Annotated in this window: 18 protein-coding genes and 1 pseudogene; 9 read left to right on the forward strand and 10 right to left on the reverse strand. The window is 24.6% G+C overall.

Annotated elements, in window-relative coordinates:
* Window positions 1–121: 121 nt before the first annotated feature.
* From U0T58_01235 to lipA, 4 genes and pseudogenes are all read left to right on the forward strand, one after another.
* On the forward strand, window positions 122–2,062 hold the full coding sequence (locus tag U0T58_01235; protein ID XBC42516.1) for an exoribonuclease II: 1,941 nt from the start codon (window positions 122–124) through the stop codon (window positions 2,060–2,062).
* 283 nt (window positions 2,063–2,345) lie between these two features.
* Window positions 2,346–2,993 (forward strand): YchE family NAAT transporter, encoded by a 648-nt coding sequence (locus U0T58_01240; protein ID XBC42517.1) that lies wholly within the window; start codon window positions 2,346–2,348, stop codon window positions 2,991–2,993.
* A gap of 124 nt (window positions 2,994–3,117) precedes the next feature.
* Window positions 3,118–3,726 carry a lipoyl(octanoyl) transferase LipB gene (lipB, locus tag U0T58_01245; GenBank protein ID XBC42518.1) on the forward strand — a complete coding sequence of 203 codons (609 nt, stop codon included), beginning with the start codon at window positions 3,118–3,120 and terminating at the stop codon, window positions 3,724–3,726.
* A gap of 246 nt (window positions 3,727–3,972) precedes the next feature.
* Window positions 3,973–4,827: pseudogene (gene lipA / locus U0T58_01250) on the forward strand (lipoyl synthase).
* Here the strand turns inward: lipA and pyrF are convergent.
* Window positions 4,824–5,576, reverse strand: coding sequence for an orotidine-5'-phosphate decarboxylase (gene pyrF, locus U0T58_01255; GenBank protein ID XBC42519.1), 753 nt, complete (start codon window positions 5,574–5,576; stop codon window positions 4,824–4,826). The pseudogene lipA and the gene pyrF overlap by 4 nt on opposite strands.
* 413 nt (window positions 5,577–5,989) lie before the next feature.
* On the opposite strand from pyrF, the gene ribA reads away from it, so the two are divergent.
* On the forward strand, window positions 5,990–6,580 hold the full coding sequence (gene ribA / locus U0T58_01260) for a GTP cyclohydrolase II (GenBank protein XBC42520.1): 591 nt from the start codon (window positions 5,990–5,992) through the stop codon (window positions 6,578–6,580).
* Window positions 6,581–7,946: 1,366 nt separating this feature from the next.
* Here the strand turns inward: ribA and cls are convergent.
* The 8 genes from cls to trpD all read right to left on the reverse strand — a co-directional run bounded on the left by cls (window position 7,947) and on the right by trpD (window position 15,958).
* Window positions 7,947–9,407, reverse strand: coding sequence for a cardiolipin synthase (cls, locus tag U0T58_01265; protein ID XBC42521.1), 1,461 nt, complete (start codon window positions 9,405–9,407; stop codon window positions 7,947–7,949).
* Window positions 9,408–9,652: 245 nt separating this feature from the next.
* Window positions 9,653–10,060 carry an acyl-CoA thioester hydrolase YciA gene (gene yciA / locus U0T58_01270; GenBank protein ID XBC42522.1) on the reverse strand — a complete coding sequence of 136 codons (408 nt, stop codon included), beginning with the start codon at window positions 10,058–10,060 and terminating at the stop codon, window positions 9,653–9,655.
* A gap of 23 nt (window positions 10,061–10,083) precedes the next feature.
* A complete protein-coding gene (gene ispZ / locus U0T58_01275; GenBank protein XBC42523.1) occupies window positions 10,084–10,617 on the reverse strand; it encodes a septation protein IspZ in 534 nt (177 codons plus the stop codon).
* A gap of 21 nt (window positions 10,618–10,638) precedes the next feature.
* Window positions 10,639–11,394: a YciC family protein gene (locus U0T58_01280; GenBank protein ID XBC42524.1), complete on the reverse strand. Its 756-nt coding sequence runs from the start codon at window positions 11,392–11,394 to the stop codon at window positions 10,639–10,641.
* Between the two features lie 140 nt (window positions 11,395–11,534).
* A complete protein-coding gene (gene trpA, locus U0T58_01285) occupies window positions 11,535–12,347 on the reverse strand; it encodes a tryptophan synthase subunit alpha (protein ID XBC42525.1) in 813 nt (270 codons plus the stop codon).
* 12 nt (window positions 12,348–12,359) lie between these two features.
* Window positions 12,360–13,538 (reverse strand): tryptophan synthase subunit beta, encoded by a 1,179-nt coding sequence (gene trpB, locus U0T58_01290; protein XBC42526.1) that lies wholly within the window; start codon window positions 13,536–13,538, stop codon window positions 12,360–12,362.
* Window positions 13,539–13,568: 30 nt separating this feature from the next.
* A complete protein-coding gene (gene trpCF, locus U0T58_01295) occupies window positions 13,569–14,969 on the reverse strand; it encodes a bifunctional indole-3-glycerol-phosphate synthase TrpC/phosphoribosylanthranilate isomerase TrpF (protein XBC42527.1) in 1,401 nt (466 codons plus the stop codon).
* Entirely contained in the window at window positions 14,951–15,958 is a 1,008-nt protein-coding gene (gene trpD / locus U0T58_01300) for an anthranilate phosphoribosyltransferase (GenBank protein ID XBC42528.1), read from the reverse strand. The genes trpCF and trpD overlap by 19 nt, the downstream gene beginning before the upstream one ends.
* A gap of 250 nt (window positions 15,959–16,208) precedes the next feature.
* On the opposite strand from trpD, the gene U0T58_01305 reads away from it, so the two are divergent.
* A complete protein-coding gene (locus U0T58_01305) occupies window positions 16,209–17,090 on the forward strand; it encodes a DMT family transporter (protein ID XBC42545.1) in 882 nt (293 codons plus the stop codon).
* Window positions 17,091–18,474: 1,384 nt separating this feature from the next.
* Here U0T58_01305 and U0T58_01310 read toward each other — a convergent pair.
* Window positions 18,475–19,263: an inositol monophosphatase family protein gene (locus U0T58_01310; GenBank protein XBC42529.1), complete on the reverse strand. Its 789-nt coding sequence runs from the start codon at window positions 19,261–19,263 to the stop codon at window positions 18,475–18,477.
* Between the two features lie 271 nt (window positions 19,264–19,534).
* On the opposite strand from U0T58_01310, the gene rlmN reads away from it, so the two are divergent.
* The 3 genes from rlmN (at window position 19,535) to hisS (ending at window position 23,265) form a co-directional block, all read left to right on the forward strand.
* Window positions 19,535–20,641, forward strand: a complete 1,107-nt coding sequence (gene rlmN / locus U0T58_01315; protein ID XBC42530.1) for a 23S rRNA (adenine(2503)-C(2))-methyltransferase RlmN — start codon at window positions 19,535–19,537, stop codon at window positions 20,639–20,641.
* 140 nt (window positions 20,642–20,781) lie between these two features.
* Window positions 20,782–21,876: a flavodoxin-dependent (E)-4-hydroxy-3-methylbut-2-enyl-diphosphate synthase gene (gene ispG / locus U0T58_01320; protein XBC42531.1), complete on the forward strand. Its 1,095-nt coding sequence runs from the start codon at window positions 20,782–20,784 to the stop codon at window positions 21,874–21,876.
* A gap of 114 nt (window positions 21,877–21,990) precedes the next feature.
* On the forward strand, window positions 21,991–23,265 hold the full coding sequence (gene hisS / locus U0T58_01325) for a histidine--tRNA ligase (protein XBC42532.1): 1,275 nt from the start codon (window positions 21,991–21,993) through the stop codon (window positions 23,263–23,265).
* Window positions 23,266–23,288: the final 23 nt, after the last annotated feature.

The raw sequence follows: 23,288 nt of genomic DNA on the forward strand, positions 1-23,288 counted from the left end.
AACATTTTTAATTAAGTTGTTATTTTATTTTTAATGTTCTATTTAAAATTTTACATCATCCATTTTTTAAAAATGCTAAAACTAATATTTTTATTTCATTTTAAATGTAGGTTTTGTAATTATGTTTCATAATCACCCATTGCTTTCACAATTAAAAAAAAAGCTAAATTCTAAAGTACCTAGAGTTGAAGGAACAGTAAAAAGTACAGAAAAAGGATTTGGATTTCTTGAAATAGATTCTCAAATTAGCTATTTTATACCGCCTCAAAAAATGAAAAAAGTAATGCATGGAGATCGTATTATAGGGCAATTAAAAATTGAAAATGCTAGGGAAATTATTTATCCAGAAAAATTAATAGAACCATTTTTATCTAGATTTATCGGTCAAATTCAAAAAATTAAAGATGATTTTTATATAAAACCCAATTATCCGTTTTTAAAAGAACCAATTCTTTGTATTATTTCTTGTTCTACGCCAAAAAATATTAAATCTGGAGATTGGGTTATAGCTGTGTTATCTCAACATAAATTAAGAGGAGATTATAGATTTTCTGCTGAGTTAACAGAATTTATTGCTGAAAACAACAATCCATTAGCACCATGGTTAGTAACTCTTTCAAGACATAAATTGGAAACATCTGAACCAAAAATAGATGCTGAAAATATTATTTTCAATGATAGCTCTTCAAGAAAAGATCTTACTAATTTAGACTTTGTTACAATCGATCATTGTTCTACGAAAGACATTGATGATGCTCTATTTATAGAACAGACATCTTCAGGAATGTTTAGTCTAATTGTAGCTATTGCTGATCCTACTGCTTATATTTCTTTAGGAAGTGCATTAGATAATATTGCTCTAAATCGAGGATTTACTAATTATTTACCTGGTTTAAATATTCCTATGCTTCCTAGAATTTTATCAGAAGATAAGTGTTCATTAAAAATGAACCAACGTCGTCCTGCTATTGCTTGTAAAATCTTATTTAATTGTGATGGGAAAATATTATGTGAAAAAACGAGTTTTTTTTTAACATGGATTGTGTCTAAATCTCAACTATCATATGAATCTGTATCAGATTGGTTAGAATATAGAGGAACATGGTGTCCAGAATCTGATTCAATTGCTAATCAATTGTTTTTATTAAGAAAATTGTGTCATTTAAGGATTCAGTGGAGAAAAAATTTTGCGTTATTATTTAATGATCGTTTAGAGTATAGTTTTAAGCTGTCAAACACTTTTAAAGTTTTGGAGATCTATGTTGAACCGAGACGAATAGCTAATAAAATTGTTGAAGAAGCAATGATAGCAGCTAATATGTGTGCAGCAAAATTATTATCGGAAAAATTAGGTTTTGGAATATATAATACACATTCTGGGTTTGAACCTATTAATGCCGAGCATGCTATTTCATTGCTGTCTGAATATGATATATCATGTGATATGACAGAAATTCAAACATTAGAAGGATTTCGGAAATTAAGACGTATATTAGATAATATATCAAACGAATATCTTAATAATCGAATTCACAAGTTTTTGTCTTTTGGAGAAATTAATAATGTTCCTGGTCCTCACTTTGCTTTAGGATTAGAATCTTATGCTACATGGACATCACCTATTAGAAAATATAGCGATATAATTAATCATCGTCTTTTAAAAATAATTATTACAGGAATAGGAAAAGCTACATTACCTAGTAATGAAATTTTATTAAAAATCAACGATCGACGTCGTCGTATAAGATTGGCAGAAAGAGATATAAAAGATTGGTTATATGTTTCTTTTATAAAAGAAATAGATTATAAAAATAAAATTTTTGATGCTAAAATAACTGATATATTTCGTTCTGGAATGAAAGTTCAGTTATTAGAAAACGGTGCTAATATTTTCGTACCAGCTGCTTTTTTGCATAATGTTAAGCATGAATTAGTTTGTAACAAAGAGAAAGGAATTGTATATATCATGGGAAGGGAATATTATACTGTTTCTAACATCATTAAAATTGTATTAATAGATGTAAAAGTAGAAACAAGAAGTATTATAGGTAAACCAATTTAATATAAAAAATATCTGTTTTATAAATTTTATCATATATTTTCTAAAATGTATCATATCAAGGTAATAATATGATATGCATCATGAAAAATGATTTCATATGCAAATACATTATATAATTTTAAGTGCATTTGATTTTTCATTGCAGTATGTAATTTGAAACAGTTACAATATATTTAAACATGTTGATATGTTATTATAATTTCTTATATCAAATATTGATATTTTATCTATTTTCTTTATTTTTAATTTTTTAAATCTATAATAGTTTAGGAGTAAAATATATATGAGTGTTCCTGTTTGTGATTTATCTGCGTATATAAGTTTTTTCTTCAGTTTATTTGCTTTAGTTAATCCTATTGGTATGATTCCAATTTTTACTAGTATGACTAACTCTCAATCTACAGAGGAGAGAAATCAAACAAATTTTACTGCAAATTTAGCAGTAATTTTTATTTTATTTTTTTCATTACTTTTTGGAAATATTATTTTAGATGTATTTAATATTTCTTTAAGTTCTTTTCGAATTTCTGGAGGAATATTGATTGTTTCTATTGCATTTTCTATGGTAAATGGAAAGTTAATAGCAAATATAAAAAATAATAAAAATAAAGATATAAAAAATAATTTGACTAATAGTATTGCTGTTGTTCCATTAGCTATGCCTTTGATAGCTGGTCCAGGTGCAATTAGTGCTACTATAATTTGGAGTACTCATTATTCTAGTTGGGTAAATATGTTAGGGTGTACTATTACAATCGTTCTTTTTTCATGTTTATGTTGGTGTCTTTTTAAAATCGCCCCTTTAATTGTAGACGTTATAGGAGAAAGTGGAATTAATATAATGACTCGAATTATGGGTTTGTTATTAATGGCTATAGGTGTAGAATTTATTATTATAGGTCTGAAATCTATTTTTTTTAGTTATATTTAAATATTTATAATTTATATTCATTAGTTTCATAATTTTTATTCAAAACAATTTTTTGTTTTAAATTATACGGTTTTTTAATATTGCATGTTATAGTCTTATAATTTTAATAGGTCATTGAATAGTTGTGAAATTTAACATTAAAATTCGTAATTTAGGGCTGCGTCATGTTGAAATGACATCAAATTCCATGCAACGTTTTACTATTACACGCAACAAGTTTACGTTAGATGAAATATGGTTAGTACAACACTATCCAATTTTTACCTTTGGAGTTAGTGAAAAAATATGTAATTGGTGTATTCCAAAAAGTATTCCAATTGTATTTAGTAATAGAGGAGGAAAAACTACATATCATGGTCCAGGGCAATTATTAATATATTTTTTATTAGATCTTGTACGTCGTGGAATGAATGTAGGGCAACTTATTGTATTAATGCAAAATGTTGTGTTGTATACTTTAAAGTGCTTATCTATTGATGCATATGTATTGAATACATTTCCTGGAATATATGTAAATAAAAAAAAGATATGCTCGTTTGGATTACGTATTAAAAAAGGTTGTTCGTTTTATGGTATGGCATTAAATGTTGATATGAATTTATCTCCGTTTAATTATATCAATCCTTGTGGAAATGATATAAAAATGACTCAAGTAATAGATATTAAGCCTAATCTAAATTTTAAAATTGTACAATTAGTATTAATTAATAGTATTAAAAAATATTTTTTATAATGTTTGTGTTCTTTTTAATGTTCATCTAAAATTTATTAATGATTAATTTGTAATATATTTCCAAAATTTATACTATAGAAATATTATAAATGTGTAAGAAACGAAAATATATATTTATAAATAAATATTGGTGGGAAAATAAAGTAGATGTATAAAGAACAATTAAAGTATATATATAATGTGCATAGTAGTAGATTATGTAATAAAAAAATATCAGTAAAAATTTTACCAAATTTTAGTAATCGTATTTTAAAAAAACCACATTGGATGAAAATAAAATTTCCGTCCAATACGAATAAAATTAACAATATGAAATATTCTCTGAGAAAGAGAAAACTAAATACTGTATGTGAGCAAGCATTATGTCCTAATTTATTTGAATGCTTTAATAGAGGAACTGCAACATTTATGATTCTTGGTACAATTTGTACTAGAAGGTGTCCTTTTTGCGCAGTAGATCATGGAAAGCCATCTAATATTAATTTTGAGGAACCAAATCAATTAGCTCAAGCTGTAATTGATTTAAATATAAATTATATCGTTATTACTTCTGTAGTACGAGATGATTTAAAAGATAGAGGTGCAAAACATTTTTTGAATTGTATTCAAGCTATTCGCAAGAAAAAAAATGTTATAATTGAAATTTTAGTTCCAGATTTTAGAGGTGCAGTTGAAAAATCTATTAAAACTATTAGTTTATCTCCACCAGATATATTTAATCATAATTTAGAAAATGTACCAAGACTATATAAACTAGTTAGACCTGGAGCAAATTATAAACAGTCATTAAAATTATTAGAGTTATTTAAGTTAGATAATTTAAATATTCCTACTAAATCTGGTTTAATGTTAGGATTAGGTGAAACTAGAAAAGAAGTTATACAGGTTATGCAAGATTTACTCAATAGTGGAGTTAGTATATTAACTTTAGGTCAATATTTGCAACCCAGTGCTTCACATATTCCGGTACAAAGATACATTGATCCATCAGAATTTGTCCAATTTAAAAAAGAAGCATTATCGATGGGGTTTAAAAAAGCTTTTTGTGGACCGTTTGTTCGTTCTTCGTATCATGCAGAGTTTCAATATAAAAATTTTTAGATTTGTTTTAAATGATGATATTTTAATGTATCATAGATATCTAGTTCTATTTGAATGTCGTTTAATGCAATTAATGGATTTGTTAAAGACGTGATAGCTCTTCCAATAACAATATAATCAATGTTATATTTTTTTGCTAAGTATGGGGTAGTTGTATTTTTTTGATCATGTAATAAATTTTTCTTACATCGTATTCCAGGGGTCAGTATTTTCAAATTGTTTCCTAATTCTTTTTTAATAGACAAAACTTCTTTTCCAGGGCAAATAATGCCATCTAATTTACATTTTTGTGCTAACCTCGATAGGGTTAGTATGTAATTTTTCATTGGCATGTTAATTCCTATGTCGTGAATATCTGATTCATCAAAACTAGTCAAAATTGTTACACCCATTAGTAGTGGTCTTTTTTTATAAAAAGGTTTTAATGCTAATTTAGCTGACTGTAACATTTTTGTACCTCCACAAATGTGTATGCTAATCATCCATATATCTAAATCAGCCATAGCTTGTATAGTTCCAAATATTGTATTGGGAATATCATATAATTTTAAATCTAAAAAAACGTTAAATCCTAATTTTTGGAGTGTTTTTATAAATGTTTTTCCAAACAAAGTAAACATTATTTTTCCTATTTTTAGTGCATAAATTTTAGGATCAAGATTATTTATTAGTTTTATAGCCTGATTTTTGTTAAAAAAATCTAAAGCAATAATAATACTGGGTCTTTTAACATTATGTTTTACAAACATATTTATAACCTCTAACTTTAAAATGTGTACGTTTTCATAAAAATATTTTACATGCTTATAGCATTTAACATTTGAATGCAAATCATTTACATATTTTAACTTTTTTTTATGAATTTGTGTATTATAATTAATTTTAAAAACATTTAATGATTTTAAAATAGAAATATGACATCATGAACAATACCGCGTTCTATATAAAAAATTAACATTTTATAACACATTGTGTTAACGAGTTAGTTTAAAACAATATTAACAGTTGTAAATCATATTTTACAAAATTTTATGATTATTAATATAATGATTAAAACACTATTAAATACATATTACATGTCACGATTAAAAAATTTAACAAGCTATATTTTTACAAATGTAATTAAAAATAAAATTTTAACAAAACAACCATGGAGAAGTATATGCAGCTTAAAAGGATAGCAGAATCAAAATTACCTACTTTGTTTGGTGAATTTTTGATGATTGTTTTTGAAGAAAAATATGGAGGAAAAAACCATATTGCTTTAGTTTATGGGGATGTTAATAATCATCATCCAGTTTTATCTAGAATTCATTCTGAATGTTTATCTGGTGATGCATTTTTTAGCTTACGTTGTGATTGTGGTTTTCAATTGCAATCAGCATTAATGGAAATCGTGAAAGCCGGTAGTGGAATTCTGATATATCATCGTCAAGAAGGAAGAAATATTGGTCTTTCAAATAAAATTCGAGCTTATGCATTACAAGATATTGGTTTAGACACTGTAGAAGCTAATCATTATTTAGGTTTTTCCAAAGACGAAAGAGATTTTACTTTTTGTGCTGATATATTTAAACTATTAAATATAAAAAAAGTACGATTATTAACTAATAATCCATTAAAAGTAAAGGCATTAAATGAGAACGGTATTAAAATTATAGAAAGAATATCATTAATTGTAGGTAAAAATATTAATAATCTGAAGTATTTACGTACTAAGGAAGAAAAAATGGGTCATATCTTATCAATTTAAAATGAATAATATATCAATTTGAAGATTATACAACTAAAATATTATATTTTTTTGAAATATTTGTATTATTATAAAGTTTAGTGGCAATTGGAATGTTAAATATGTTCTAAAAGTAGTTTTTAAAATGATTACACAAATAATTTTTAAATTTTAAAACAAATTATTAATAAACTTAAAAAAGTATTACTAATAGTAAATAGTTATTTACTGTATGTAGGCATCTTATATTTGTTTTGATTTATCAAATGCCTACATCATAATTTAAATAATCTTTAAGTAAAAATTTTATTTAACATTGTAGAAAATATATTTTTTGAAATACGATTATATTGATAATTGTTATAATAGTTCTAAAAATTATTTACTCTTAGAAATTTTAATGCACTATAATATCAATTTAATAAAATATGTATTTTATTTTAGATATAAAACGTTTATTTTGTATTTAAATATATTGAATTAATAACTTTTTAAGCATGTCTTAAATTTTATAAGTACATTTTTATCAAGCATAATTTGATAATGTTAAATATGATAGTTTTTTAATAAATTTATGCTTTAATTTTTTAAAATAACATATGAAGTTGATTAAAATAAATTAATAAGAAACGCACAGTATATAACGTTACATTACTATGTTTTTAATAAAGAGAAATAGTATTTCTATATTATTCTAAAAACGTTATAATTTTTTTAGCTTACATATTAGTTACTATTTTTATTGATACGTTTATATTTAGTAGGTTGAATAATTTTTTATATTGTTTTTGGAGATTCATTACAATTTACAGATTTTAATAATGCTCTAAGATTGTTCATTTTTTTACAATTAATATTTTATATCTTTGTATTTTCTTTTTTAATTTCTTGTTAATTACTATTTTAAGTTATTATATGTTATTTCTAGGATTTTTAAGAACTAATTACGTATTCGAAAATGAAGAGTGCAAACTATATTTAAAACTTTTAATGTTTTATGTATTATTATAATTTTAAGATGTGCTTTATTAGAAAGTTATATATAATGAACTTAAAAGATAGTTGTAATATTCATTTTAATGAAGATAGGTTTAGGTGTTATTTATTATTGTTTATAAATTTTTTTATACACTTGAATTTAATATTACACATTAAATATTTTACTGTTTATATTTTAAATATATTATTGATATGTTACTTTAATAATTTTTTATCTTTTTATATTTTCATTCACATTTATATTTTTGCAAAAATGATAATAATTTATTGGTGGGTAATAAAAACATTGAATATGTTTTAGAAAATTTATACATTTATATTATTTGAAGTTCAATAAAGCATGTAAGTTTTATTTTTAAAATTATAATTATATAATGTGTGTATAATTTTATAATAAAGGACTTAACAAATAAAAGATCTTTTCTATTATTTGTTTCCAATAAGATCTGACAGCCCATAATTTTGGATCTATTAGTTTAGAATTTGAAATATATTCGTTATGTAGCATAAATAAATCTTTTCCAAAAGTACTATCATCTACTACTAATGTGATTTCGAGATTAAGCCATAAACTTCTCATATCTAAATTTACAGTACCAATTAAACTTAATTGCATATCTATTAAGATGCTTTTACTATGCAACAATCCTTTTTCAAACTGATAAATTTTTACTCCAGATTCTAAAAGTTCACTAAAAAAGGCTCGGCTTGCCCATTTAACTAATATAGAATCATTGCTTTTAGGAATTATTAAACTTACTTCTACACCTCTGTGAGCTGCTGCACATATTGCGTGCAATAAATCATCACTCGGTACTAAATAAGGGGTAGTAATTATTATTTTTTTACGTGCTGAATAAATAGAAGTTAGTAATACTTGATGAATAATGTTTTCAGTAAATCCTGGTCCAGAAGCAATGATTTGTATAGCAGAAGTATTATGTTTAGCTAAAGTAACAACTTTGCATGCGGGTTGTTTGGGGAAAATTTTTATTCCTGTTTCTATTTCCCAATCGCAAGAATACACTATACCCATAGTGGTAGCAACTGGTCCTTCAATACGAATCATAATATCGATCCATCTACCGATGTTATATGATTGTTTGAATAGTTGTGGATCTACTAAATTCATACTTCCTGCATATGTAATATAATTATCGATGAGAACAAATTTTCTATGTTGTCTTAAATCGATTCTTCTGTAAAATAGTTGATGCAAATTTATTTTTAGTGCTTCAACTACTTGTATTCCAGAATTACGCATAATGGTGACCCACTTACTACGAAAGAACTCTAAACTGCCTGCAGAATCTAACATAATTCTACATTTTATTCCTCTTTTAGCTGATTTTATTAATGCTATTGCTACATCATCTGCTAATCCACCAGGTTTCCAAATGTAAAAAACCATTTCAATATTTGTTCTAGCTAAATAAATATCTCGTATTAAAGTTTTAATAATTTCTTTTGTATTTTTTAATAATGTCAACCGATCATATTTGATACCTGATATACCTTGTCTATGTTTACATAATTGAAATACTGAAGTTGCTACTTCACTATTGTTGTTTTGAAAGATAAAGTTGCGATATTTTAAATTTTTTAACCATTTATTTTTTTTTGACCACATAGTACTAGCTAATTTTAATCTTCTTTGTCCAAAACCACATTCTTCGAAAAATAGCCAAGTAATAATACCAATCTTAGGAAATATATAGATAATTAACAACCATGCCATAGCTGACGATATAACACGGCGCTTAGAAAGTATGCGAATAGTTATGCTAATAATTAATATCCAATAACCGAAAATAGTTGATTCAGTAACCATAGAAGTAAAGTCAGTCATATAAATAATGATCCAGTTAACATTTTAAAATTGTATCTTAAGTAAAAGTTGAAAATAACTTTTATTGGTCGTAATAATTGTTATTATTAATTACAAATAAAATTTTAAATTTTTAATATTATTTAAAATATGTTTTTTAAAGTTCTTCATATTTGAAATGATGTTTTGAACGTTAAGACATATTTAATAATGTATAATTATATAACTTTACTGTAGTTCTTTTGATAGATAATATTAATCATATATTAAATAATACTTATTGGTAGCACATTTCTTGGTTTTCCTGATTGATCTACAGCAACATAAACAAAAATTGCTTCTGTAGTACAATAGCGTAAACCTAATGGTTCAGAAGCTACTTTTTTTATCCATACTTCAATTTTTATTGTAATAGAACTATTGCCTATTTTAATACAACGTGCATAACAACTTACAACGTCTCCGACAGTAACTGATTTTAAGAACGTCATACCATTAACACTAACTGTTACTACTCTACCTCTTGCAATTTCTTTGGCTAAAATAGCCCCACCTATATCCATTTGAGACATAATCCATCCTCCGAAAACATCTCCATTAGCATTAGTATCTGCTGGCATTGCTAAAGTGCGTAAAACTATTTTTCCTTTTGGTAATTGGTTCTTCTTGTTCATAAATAATTTTTCTCTAAATAAGGTTATTTATTTTTAGACAATAAGAAATATATATAAATTATGTTTGTAAGTGCGAAACATAGTGTTAAAATAGTTAATCCAAAAACTTTAAAATACATCCACATATTTTCAGATGCATATAACATAATATATAAGTTCATGATTGCACATATTAGAAAAAAAATTGACCAAACAATGTCGAGTTGTTTCCAAATACAATCAGTTAACTTTATCTTTTCTTCTAATAATTGTCGAATTAATGGTTTTTTTACTAAAAGATAATTAATTATAAATGAGATAGAGAAACATAAATATATTATTGTTACTTTCCATTTAATGTAAATGCTATTGTGAAAAAATAATGTTAATGACCCAAAAAATACAACAGAAATACAGTTAATATAATCTATTTTTTCAATTTTTTTAAATAAAAGCTTAATTAATACACATATTAAAATTGTTGATATCATTAGTAAAATTGATGCGATAAACATATCATATAATTTATATACAATAAAAAAAGTAAAAATTGGAACGAAATTAAGGAAAAATTTCATAAGTTATACCTAAAATTATATTTAATTAGAATTTTGTAATAAAGATGACAACATATAAAATCGAAATAAATATATAATTAATACAGAAGAAATTAAATTTATTGTTATATTCAATAATAAGAACACTATGAATATAGGAATTATTTTTATATGTAAAAACAATATTAAGACAATTAGTTTTGAAAATAACCAAAATATAATAGCAGGAAAAATAATTTGCAAATTTTGTAAAGTGATTTTTACACTAGATACCATAGATTGTATTATATTTTTATTATTTATTATCAATATGATTGGAGATAAAGAAAAAAATGAAAAAAATAATATTCCTGGAGCTATTAATAACATGAATCCTAATTGAACAATGATTGTGTTAACGAGTATTAATAAGAATAAGTTTACGAATAATAGTAGATTAATATTTTTTAATTCTAAATAAAAATTATGTTTACTAAAAGAATTTGATTTTATAAAAATCGTTAAAATTCCTATTAAAAAAGTATTACTAATTAATGATGAAAACAATTTTTCTGTTGTAAAAAATAATAATTGTTTTTTTTGATTTAGCGTTAATGTTTGTAAAAGATCAAAAAATGAATAGTTTGGACTAATTGTTGATTTATAAATGATCATTAAAATACTGGAATTTGAAAGAAAAATATTGTCTAAAAAAACGGTTATGCTAGAAGCAATAAGTACAATAATAAGTGTTGTTAACCATTTTTTTTTTAAAAAATTAATAGTATCATGGTATAACAAGTTTGTTGTAATATTCATGAATTCTCCTTAGTGCACAACATCTTAGTACTAAATATAATAATTTTCAATAATACTTTAAAGTTGTTATAAAAGTATAATTATATAGAATTGTTATATTTAATACTAAGATGTTGTTATTTATATACTATAAATTAATATCACTTAACAATTTGCGTCGACTGATGTAAAGATTTAGATAAATTTTTTATTTTTTCCATTAATTTTTTTTTATCAAACCAATAATGTTCGATTAATTGAATAATAACTGAACCACAAATAACACCAGATACTCCTGACAATATAATTTTTTTTATTTGTTTTGGATGAGAAATTCCAAAACCTTGTATAATCGGTATGTTGGTTAACCGTTTTAATTGATTAATTAAATTTAATGGTGGTATTATTATATCTTGATCTGTTCCGGTTACCCCAGATCTAGATAGTAAATAAATATATCCTGTACTATACATAGAAATTTTTTCAATTAAATCTTGTTGAGCGTCAGGAGGACATATGAATACTTGCGATATATTGTTAATTTCGGCACATTGTCTAAATTTGTATGATTCTTCTATAGGAAGGTCTGCTATTAATATTGAATCAATATTAATATTAGAACATTTTAAATAAAAATTATTAATTCCAAATTGAAATATTAAATTTGCGTAAGACAATATTCCTATTGGAATAGTTTTATATTTTTTTCTTATTTTATGTAACATTGTTAAACATTTAACAACGTTTATACCGGAACTAAAAGCCCTTAAGTTAGCTTTTTGTATAATTTTTCCATCTGCTAGAGGATCTGAAAATGGAATACCTAATTCTAGCCCATCTGCTCCATTTTCAATTAAAACATCAACGATTTTTAATGATATATCAATAGAAGGATCACCAAGAATAACAAAAGGAATAAAGCAACCTTTTTTGAATGGAACTAATTTTTTATATAGCGTTTGATAACGATTCATATAAATATCACTCTAAATTTTTAAAAAATTTTTAACAGTTTCAATATCTTTATCACCTCTTCCTGAAATATTTACAATTAATGTTTGATGTTTTTCAGGATTATTATTCATTAATTTGAGTGCATAAGCTAGTGCATGAGAACATTCTAAAGCTGGAATAATGCCTTCTAATTTGCTTAAATTTTGAAATGCACATATTGCTTCGTTATCAGTAATAGATACGTACGTAGCACGCTTGATACTATTTAGCCAAGCATGTTCGGGACCAACTGCTGGAAAGTCTAATCCGGCAGAGATCGACCATGACTCTTTAATCTGACCTTCTTCTGTTTGCATGACTTTTGTTTTCATTCCAAAAAAAATACCTATGTCTCCATGTGTTAGGGGTGCTCCATGTTTTTCAGTATGAACTCCCATTCCTCCGGGTTCTACCCCAATGAGATCTACAGACATATCTGACATGAATGAAGAGAATATTCCGATAGCATTTGATCCTCCCCCGACGCATGCAATTATTGCGTCAGGTAAACAGTTTTCTTGTTGAAGAATTTGACTTTTTGTTTCTTTTCCAATAATGCTTTGAAATTCTTTGACCATAGTAGGATATGGATGCGGGCCAGCAGCAGTACCAATCATGTAATGTGCGTTAGCATAATTTTTAGACCAATCACGTAATGCTTCATTACATGCATCTTTTAATGTTCCGTTTCCAGTTTCTACTGGTATTATTTTTGCACCCATTAGCTGCATGCGAAAAACATTTTGTTTTTGTCTTTTAATATCTTTAATTCCCATGTAAATACGACACTTAAGATTCAACAAAGCACAAGATAAAGCTGCTGCTACTCCGTGTTGACCTGCCCCTGTTTCTGCAATAATTTCATTTTTTTTCATTTTTTTTGCTAACAAGGCTTGTCCTAATACCTGATTAGTTTTATGTGCACCCCCATGAAGTAAATCTTCACGTTTGAGGTAAATCCGTGTATTTGTACCTTTTGTTAAATTTCGACATAACGTCAATGGAGTGGGTCTACCTGCATAATTATTTAAAAGATCAGATAGCTCTATATTAAATTTAGGGTTTTTTAAAGAAGAAACAAGTTCTTCTTCTAATTGATATAATGCAGGCATTAAAATTTGCGGAACATACATACCGCCAAAATTTCCAAAATATGAATTTAATAAAGTCATTTAAAAAATAAGTTCCTAATTTATATGCATTTAATGAATTATAATTTTATGTTCTCTTAAAGAACGAAAAAGTGATATTATTTTATTTTTGTTTTTTATACCGGGAAAATCTTCTACTCCAGAATTGAAATCGAGACCAAAACAACCTAAATTAGATGCTAATATGCAATTTTTAAGATTTAATCCACCAGCTAAAATAATGTTATTCAATTTATAGTATTTTAATAAATTCCAATCAAATGGTGATCCACTTCCTCCGTATATATTGTCAAATATATATTTATCTACATTTTTAAAAGATAGTTTTTGATTCATATTATTTTTTGTTAATGTAATTGATTTCCATATTTTCACATTTGATGGTAGTTGTTTTTTTAATTTATTAATATAAATTTGATTTTCAATTCCATGAAGTTGAATAGCATAAAATAAAATTTTTTGTGCTATTTTTGAAATAGTGTGAATTTCTTCATTACAAAAAATTCCTACATATTTTATAGAAACCATTTTGCTTATTTCGATAGCTTTTTTATGATCAATATATCTCGGAGAAGATTTGCAGAAAATGAAACCTGCATAAATTGCTCCAGCATTTTTTGATATTTTAACATCTTTTAATCTGGTTAACCCGCATATTTTATTGTGTCCCATTATTATTTTTCGGACAGAATTTTCCAAATTTTTTTTAGTCATTAATGCAGATCCAATTAAAAAACCTTGTACAATAGATTTTAATTGTCTTAGTTGATGATAATTTTTGATACCGGATTCGCTAATAGTAATTATTTGTTTTGGTATGTTAGAAGCTAACTTGAATGTATTTTTTATTGAAATAGAAAAATTATGTAAATTTCGATTATTAATTCCAATGATTTTTGCATTTAGACGTATAGCTCTACTTAGTTCTTCTTGATTGTTTATTTCAGTTAATACATCCATGTTAAAAGATTTTGCTAGTTTTTTAAGAAAAATGTATTGATGATCGTTCAAGATAGACAATATAAGTAATATAGCATCAGCTTGATAATATCTTGCTAAATAGATTTGATATGGATCAACAAAAAAATCTTTACATAATATTGGTTGATGAATAGCAATTTCTCTAATAATAGGGATAAATTCAAATTTTCCATTAAAATATTTTTCATCAGTTAATATTGATATAGCTGAAGCGTATTTTTTGTATATTTTAGCTACGAATCTTGGATCAAAATCATTAAGTATGCCTAATGAAGGTGATGCTTTTTTAAATTCTAGTATAAAAGCAGGGTTAATGTTTTTTAATGATTTATAAAAATCGCGATCTGATAATGTAAGTTTATATTGAAACGTAGATAATGGTTGTAGTTTTTTTCTATATGCAATCCAATTCAATTTATTTACTATAATTGTTTTTAATATACTATCCAAAGTTACAATCCTCTTGAACATTTAGAAAGTGCAATAATTGTTTCATATACTTTTCCGCTGTAAATTGTTTGTAAAGCATACTTTGTATTTTCTTTTAAATTTTCATTACCAAATAACTTGAGTAATACAGCTACATTAGCTGCTATAGTTTCTGAAATTGCAATAGGACCTTTTCCTTGAAACACATTTTTAATAATTTCATAGTTTTCTTTAGGCGTACCTCCCAAAATAGCATTTTTATCATGATAATTTACTCCAAAATTTTTTGGATGTAATATATATGAACTAATTTTGGAATTTTTTAACTCAGTAATGTGCGTAGGAGCATGTAAAGTAATTTCGTCTGTGTGATCGCTGCATACTATTATTGCACGATGGTTATTCAATTTTTTCAATATATTAGCAATAGGGAGCATTAATTTGACATTATAAACACCTATAACAGATAATGGTGGTTGAGATGGATTTAACAAAGGGCCTAATATATTAAACAACGTTTTAGTATGTAAAATTTTTCTAACTAGTACAACGCGTTTGAAACTGACATGATATTGAGGCGCAAATAAGAAGCAGATATTTAGTTTATTTAGCATTTTTTGAGATTCATTATTTGATATATTTATATTAATATCAAATTCTTTTAATAAATCATATGATCCAGTTTTACTGGATATATTTGTATTACAATGTTTAACTATTTTTAGTCCACATGTAGCTCCAACTAATGCACTAGCAGTAGATATGTTTATGCTGTTACTAGAATCTCCCCCAGTTCCTACAATATCAGAAAACATATAATTTGGTTTAGGAAACGGTTTCATATACTTTAAACAAGCTCGTATAGCTCCCATGATTTCATTTTCCGATTCGCCTCTAATTTTTAAGGCTATCAATATAGCAGACAATTGTATATCATTAATTTCTCCAGACATTATAGATTGAAATATGTTATATGTTTCTGGTTCAGTTAAGTAGTTTCCTTCATAGATCCTATTTAATATAGTTCGCATTTTATATCTTATAGTTAAATATACACTTTTATAATTTTTGATATGTATCAAGATTAATTGATTACCAATTAAAACAACTTATACATTTATAGATTATATATTAAATACGATTATAGTTAAATTAATCTTATTACTTAATATTAGATCTTTATATATTTGTACTTGCATTAAATTATTTTAAAATTTAGAAAATTATAGTTATCGAAGATCTTTTTAAAAATTGTATTAATATATATTAGGAATAATAATGATACGAAAGATAATGATAATATTATTGTTTATAATAGTATCTATAACTTGGGGAACAACTTTCATAGCAATGAAAATTGCTGTAAATACTATTCCTCCATTATTTATAACTGGAATGAGATTTTTTTTGACATCATTATTATTAATGTGTATTTGTTATTATACTAATACTTCTTTATTTTTTCCTCCTGGAAAAAAAATATTCCAATTAACTATATGCATATTTTATTTTGTTATACCTTTTTCATTAATGTTATACGGAGGTACTTACGTTAACTCGATTATTGCATCTATCATTTTTTCTAATATGCCGATTATAGTATTGTTATTATCTTTTATTTTTTTTAATAAACAATTACATTTCATGCAATGTATAGGATTCATATTAGCTATATTGACTTTGTCAATAATTTTGTTTAAAGAAATTAAATTAGGTGATATAAAAACTGCAAAAGGAATAATAGCATTAATATTAGCTATGGTTAGTCATGCAACAATATATTTATATTCTAAAGAAAGGCATTCTAACGTGTCTATTTTAACGTTTAATGCTCTTCCTTCTTTGTTTTCCGGTGTACTTTTGTTATGTATTTCTAATATGTTAGAACATCCTTTATTGAGTAATTTTTCTTATGCATCTATTTTAGCAATATTATATTTGAGTTATTTTTCAGGAGTATTTGGAATTTTATCTTATTTTTATTTGCAAAAAAAAGTAAGTTCTTTTCACGCTTCTATTGTATTTTTTATATTTCCATTTATAACTTTAATTTTAGAAAAATTTATATATAGACATTTTTTAGGAACAGATCAACTTCAACTTGTATTGATTTTAATGAGTAGTATATTCTTAACATTAATTCCATTTAATTATAAAAAATGATAACAATGTATAAAAGTAAAAAAGAATTTTTGTATCATATTGTCAAAAAGTGAAATTCAATTTTGAAGAACTACATAATTTTAAACATAATAAATGTGTTTTACTAAATTAATGATTTTAAAAGTTTTATTTTTATTCATATTTTTAATAAATACTTTTAAATTCAATGTGCTAGAATATTTTTTATTATTTTAAAATATATTAATATTAATTTTAATATTCATTAAAATACATCTGTATAACTGATACACTTTATACAAAAATTATTTGTCTTTTGGATGTATTATAGACTAAATATAATATTTTATATATTTTAAATTTAATGTACTATAACGCTTAAATTCGATATACTGTTATGATATTATATATTTTAAAAAAAGGAGATCGTTTATAAATTGTATTGCAAATTATATGCTATTTTATTTAAAGTATTTACTATTTTGTTTTAATTTTATGCATCATTATCATGTTTTTAAACATTTTATGAAAGAGCAATACAAAAAAAGTTTAAATTAGACGTTGTATCATTAAATAAATTACTATAAATTGATCAAAAATTAAATGATTACATCAATATAATTTAACATATGAAAGAAATATGGGAAAAACTATAAAAAGTAAAAAAAATAGATTAAAATATAATATTAAATTAACTAAAGAATAAGATAACTACCGTTCTTTCGTAAGAAAACACTAATATTATATGTATTAGATCATAAAAGTTGGAGTATTGATGAGAACTACATACAGCTAGACAATTTAAAAAAGCGTTAACTGTATTTAGAGAAAATACTTTAGAAATATGCAAAAAATTCCATCTTGAATTAAAATTCTAATTACAATTTATTCAAAAATTTGTATATAACATGCAACAATTATTAAATGTTAAAAAATTTTTACTAGAAAACATTAATCAAAATCTATAGTTTTAAAAGGGATTGATAAATAAGTATTACTTACAAGAAAATGATGTTTTTATGTCTAATATTCAAAAATTTTTCTGTGCTAAGTGTTAAAATATGCTAGCAATGAGATTATGATAAGTTTATTGTTTTTAAATATAAAAAGAAATTTTTTGGTAAACATGATAAAAAATTTTAAATTATTATAGATTTATTAAAAATTAGTTTAATAGTGTTTGATTATTTTTAGTAAAACACATTTATAAGATTTAAAGACTAGTTTTTATTTTTTATAATATTAATTATAAATGTGATGAACAATATTATTTAGAATAATTTTAGTCAGAACTTTATTTTGTATTAAACACTTGTGAAAATATTAGTTAAATCATTTCATATATTACAATAAGTTTATATTTTAAATTTATGAACGTTCTTTATTAAAATAATTAATTCAATTTTATGTAATCATATCAACTTTATTAAAATTTCAAATATTTTCTGATATTTGTTAGAATTACTCGCATTAATTTTGGATTTCCAACTAATATGGATCCTGATGAATAATTATTCCCCCCATAAAGATCACTAATTAGCCCTCCAGCTTCTTTTACTTGCAATGAACCAGCTATTATAGTAAAAAGTTGTGCGTTAAAGTTACACAAAAAATCTAATCTTCCAATAGCAATATAACTGTAATCAAGATTTGTACATCCTGTAAACCTTAACTTAACATTATTTAATAGAAATGCATTAATGATTTGAAAAACATTATTGTGTAGGTAACATTTATTGTTTGAAAAAATTATTCCAATTAAACTATTATTTAATAAACTAATATTATTACATCTCATTCTATACCCATTTAATTGAGCTCCCTGTCCTTTAACAGAAGTAAATAGTTCATTTCTGAGAGGATCATATATCACAGATATTTCAGAAATTTTTTTAACAATAATAGAAATAGAAACGCAAAAATGTGGTAAGTTTCTTTCAAAATTGCTAATTCCATCTAACGCGTTAATTAACCATATTGTTTCTGATATTTTAAATTCTATATTTATATTCTTGTTTGTAATTACAATATGTTCTGGATAAGATTTATGAATAATATTAATCATTGATTGTTCTGACATTTTAATCATTTTAGTAATAAATTCTCGTTTTCCTATTTGTTTTTCATGGTTAATTTTTTGGTTGTCATAATTTTGAATAAGTATGTCTCCACCTTTTCTAGCTGCACGAATAGCAATATTAAGAACAGGATGCATAATTATCTCGCATTTTTTATAAAAATTGATTATATAATGAAATTATAATTTTGTCTGTTTATATTACAAACATACATAAAATATTAATTAATATTAAAATATTAATATTTTATATCTTCATGTCGATTTAAAATAAATTTTTTAATTTATATAAATTATGCGTTTATATTTAAAGATATTGCAGTAATTCATATGTTCAGTTTTTATAGTTTCAATGTTGTTATTATTTTTAATGTATTTTATTTAAACAATATTCATTAGGATTAATAAAATGAAAAATCTTTTAAGTATGTCTAATAATTTTAATATTAAAACTAATTTATTAAATTTTGATCTAAAAAACATGCGTAATTTTTTTAAATCTATAGGTGAAAAAGAATTTTGTGCGATGCAAGTTATGCAATGGATATATAAATATTACTGTGATGATTTTGAAAAGATGTCCAATATTAGTAACAATTTAAAAAGAAAGTTATCGAAATTATGTTGTATTTCTCCTCCTCGTTTTTCGAATCAAATCATTTCAATTGATGGTACAATAAAATGGAATGTTGCTATCGATAATTACTTTGTAGAAACAGTTTATATTCCTCAAAAAAATCGTATAACGTTATGCGTTTCATCTCAATCTGGTTGTGCTTTATCTTGCAAATTTTGCTCTACTGGGATACAAGGATTTAATAGAAATTTAACTACATCAGAAATTATAGGTCAAATTTGGTATGTAGGAAAATTAATATATAATAAAAAACTAAATCATTCACAAAAAATTACTAATATAGTATTAATGGGAATGGGAGAACCATTATTAAATTTAAATAATGTTGTACATTCATTAAACATTGTGATGGATAGATTAGGATTTAGTTTATCTAAAAATCGCGTTACTATATCCACTGTAGGAATTGTACCGGCTTTAAAAAAACTTAAAAATATGATTGATGTGTCATTAGCAATTTCATTGCATGCATCAAACGATACAATTCGGAGTGAATTGATGCCTATTAATAAAAAGTACAATATTCAAACTTTGTTAGAATCAGTCAAGTCATATCTTAAAACATCTCGTGCTAATAAAGGAAAGGTAACTATAGAATATGTCATGCTACACAACATAAATGACAAATTGTATCATGCAAAAGAACTAGCGTTTCTATTAAAATGTATTCCTAGCAAAATTAATTTAATTCCATGGAACGTATTTCCACAAAGTAATTATATACCTAGCAGTAATGTCAATATAAAAAATTTTGCTAACATTTTAATTAAAAAAGGATATATTGCTACTATTAGAACAGCAAGAGGTAATGATATTAATGCTGCTTGTGGACAATTAACAGGAAATGTTATTAATATTGCTCATATAAATAAATTATAAATTTTTTAAATACTATTTTATTATATCTTTTATAAGTTTTGTAACACTAAAATAATAATTTGTATTATCATAAAATATTTTAAATATGTTTGAAATAATTTCTCTAAAAATAATATTTTTATAAAATTATGGACTTAAAAATGAATATGAATCAATGTATTAAACGTCGTAAATCAGATCGAATCTATATTGGAAATGTTCCAATTGGCGACAACGCGCCTGTTTCTGTTCAAACGATGACAAATACTGAAACTACTGACATTATTTCTACTGTCAAACAAATTATGCAATTCAAACATGTTGGAGCAGATATTGTTCGTGTTGCTGTTCCTACAATAGAGGCTGCCAATGCATTCCAAAAAATTAAAAAACAAGTAGATATTCCATTAATTGCAGATGTACATTTTAATTATAGAATAGCTATACGAGTATTGAACGATGGAGCTGACGGCTTAAGAATAAATCCTGGAAACATTGGGAATAAAAACAAAATTAAGCAGGTAATAAATTGTGCAAAGTATAACAATGTACCGATTAGAATTGGTGTTAATGCTGGATCTTTAGAAAAAGATATACTAGAAAAATATAAATTTCCCACACCTGAAGCATTATTAGAATCAGCAATGAGGCACGTTAATTATTTAGAAAGTTTTAATTTTGATCAATTTAAAGTCAGTGTGAAAGCTTCTGATATATATGTTGCTATTGAAGCTTATAAGTTATTAGCAACAAAAGTTAATCAGCCGTTACATATAGGTATAACTGAATCTGGAGGATTTAGGAACGGAACAGTAAAATCTTCTATTGGAATTGGATTACTGTTATTAGATGGAATCGGTGATACTATTAGAGTTTCATTGGCAGAAAATCCAATAGAAGAGGTAAAAGTAGGATTTGACATTCTTAGAACGTTACGTATTCGTTTGAAAGGTATTAATTTTATTGCTTGTCCAACTTGTTCTCGTCAGGAATTTGATGTTATTAAAACAGTACAAGTTTTGGAAAAAAGATTAGAAGACGTAAAAACACCTATGAATATTTCTATTATTGGGTGTGTAGTTAATGGTTTAGGCGAAGCACTTACCTCTACTATAGGTATTACTGGTTATAGAAAAAATAGCGTATTGTATGAAGATGGAATACGTCAATTAAAACGTATTGATAACGATCACATTGTTGATGAACTAGAAAGAAAAATTCGAGATAAATCTAAAAAATTACTATTTTTAGCATAATCATAATACGAACACATAAAATTTATTTTAAAAAATTTAAGTATGTGAATATGATTAGAGTTACATTAATAAGTTAATTATCTAGAAATTTTAATGTTTTTAAGAAGAGAATAAGTGAATAAAATAATTCAATCTGTAAAAGGAATGCATGATTGTATTCCTAAAGATATTCAGATTTGGCAATATACAGAAAAGATCTTAAAACAAGTATTAACTAGTTATAATTATCAAGAAATTCGCTTTCCTATTATAGAAAAAACAGAACTCTTTAAGCATGGAATTGGAAATATTACTGACATAACTGAAAAAGAAATGTATTGTTTTAAAGATAAAAAAAATAACGATCTTGCACTTCGTCCAGAAGGAACAATAGGATGTATGCGTTCTTGTATTAATCATGGATTGTTAAGACAGTCAGAACAAAAATTATGGTATTTAGGTCCAATGTTTCGATATGAAAAACCACAATTTGGAAGATATCGACAATTTCATCAATTAGGAATTGAATCTTTTGGTTTTTTTGGTCCTAATATTGATTTAGAAATTATTTTGTTAATTCAAAGAATTTGGAAAAATTTAAATATATCTAAATATATTAATTTGGAAATAAATACTATTGGTTCTATAAATGATCGAATTAACTATCAAAAATTGTTATATTCATATTTCAAAAAGTATGAACATTTGTTAGATGTGGATTGCAAACGTAGATTGCATACAAATCCATTTAGAATTTTAGATAGTAAAAACGAAGATATGGAAGAAATTGTACGTCATGCTCCTATGTTAATCGATTACATTAGTAATGATTCTTTAATACATTTTGAGGAATTATGTAAATTAATGAACAACATGGATATTTCTTATACCATAAACCATAAATTAGTTAGAGGTTTAGATTATTACAATAAAACCGTATTTGAATGGAAAATACATAAATTAACGTCAAAAAATACTATTTGTGCAGGTGGTAGATACGACTATTTATCACAATCTTTAGGATTTTCTAGAATACCAGCTATTGGTTGTGCAATCGGCATAGAACGATTGATATTATTATTAGAATCATTACATATACTACATGATTTCAAGAACGTTATTGATATTTTTATCATTTTTTTAAAAAAAGATATAGAACTAAATGCAATAAAATTATCTGAAAACATTCATACAGAAATACCATATTTAAAAATTCAAGTAAATTATTTAAATGGAAATATAAAACAACAGTTCAGTAAAGCAAATAAATTAGGTGCGCGTATAGTATTATTATTAGGTTCTACAGAAGTAAAAAGTAATACAGTACTAATAAAAGATCTTAAATTAAAACAACAAAAAATATCTTCAATAAAGAATATAATTCAAGAACTAAAACTATTTTTTTGTTAGCTTATACTCTATCTATACATTAA

This window comes from Buchnera aphidicola (Meitanaphis elongallis) (assembly GCA_039830015.1).
GTDB classification, from domain to species: Bacteria; Pseudomonadota; Gammaproteobacteria; order Enterobacterales; family Enterobacteriaceae; genus Buchnera_B; species Buchnera_B aphidicola_AU.

What these genes read in the sequence shown, in the direction of transcription:
- U0T58_01235 (XBC42516.1), top strand. Translation starts at nt 122, where the DNA reads ATGTTTCATAATCACCCATTGCTTTCACAATTAAAAAAAAAGCTAAAT.
- U0T58_01240 (XBC42517.1), top strand. Translation starts at nt 2,346, where the DNA reads ATGAGTGTTCCTGTTTGTGATTTATCTGCGTATATAAGTTTTTTCTTC.
- pyrF (XBC42519.1), bottom strand. Translation starts at nt 5,576, where the DNA reads ATGTTTGTAAAACATAATGTTAAAAGACCCAGTATTATTATTGCTTTA.
- ribA (XBC42520.1), top strand. Translation starts at nt 5,990, where the DNA reads ATGCAGCTTAAAAGGATAGCAGAATCAAAATTACCTACTTTGTTTGGT.
- cls (XBC42521.1), bottom strand. Translation starts at nt 9,407, where the DNA reads ATGACTGACTTTACTTCTATGGTTACTGAATCAACTATTTTCGGTTAT.
- yciA (XBC42522.1), bottom strand. Translation starts at nt 10,060, where the DNA reads ATGAACAAGAAGAACCAATTACCAAAAGGAAAAATAGTTTTACGCACT.
- ispZ (XBC42523.1), bottom strand. Translation starts at nt 10,617, where the DNA reads ATGAAATTTTTCCTTAATTTCGTTCCAATTTTTACTTTTTTTATTGTA.
- U0T58_01280 (XBC42524.1), bottom strand. Translation starts at nt 11,394, where the DNA reads ATGAATATTACAACAAACTTGTTATACCATGATACTATTAATTTTTTA.
- trpA (XBC42525.1), bottom strand. Translation starts at nt 12,347, where the DNA reads ATGAATCGTTATCAAACGCTATATAAAAAATTAGTTCCATTCAAAAAA.
- trpB (XBC42526.1), bottom strand. Translation starts at nt 13,538, where the DNA reads ATGACTTTATTAAATTCATATTTTGGAAATTTTGGCGGTATGTATGTT.
- trpCF (XBC42527.1), bottom strand. Translation starts at nt 14,969, where the DNA reads ATGTTCAAGAGGATTGTAACTTTGGATAGTATATTAAAAACAATTATA.
- trpD (XBC42528.1), bottom strand. Translation starts at nt 15,958, where the DNA reads ATGCGAACTATATTAAATAGGATCTATGAAGGAAACTACTTAACTGAA.
- U0T58_01310 (XBC42529.1), bottom strand. Translation starts at nt 19,263, where the DNA reads ATGCATCCTGTTCTTAATATTGCTATTCGTGCAGCTAGAAAAGGTGGA.
- rlmN (XBC42530.1), top strand. Translation starts at nt 19,535, where the DNA reads ATGAAAAATCTTTTAAGTATGTCTAATAATTTTAATATTAAAACTAAT.
- ispG (XBC42531.1), top strand. Translation starts at nt 20,782, where the DNA reads ATGAATATGAATCAATGTATTAAACGTCGTAAATCAGATCGAATCTAT.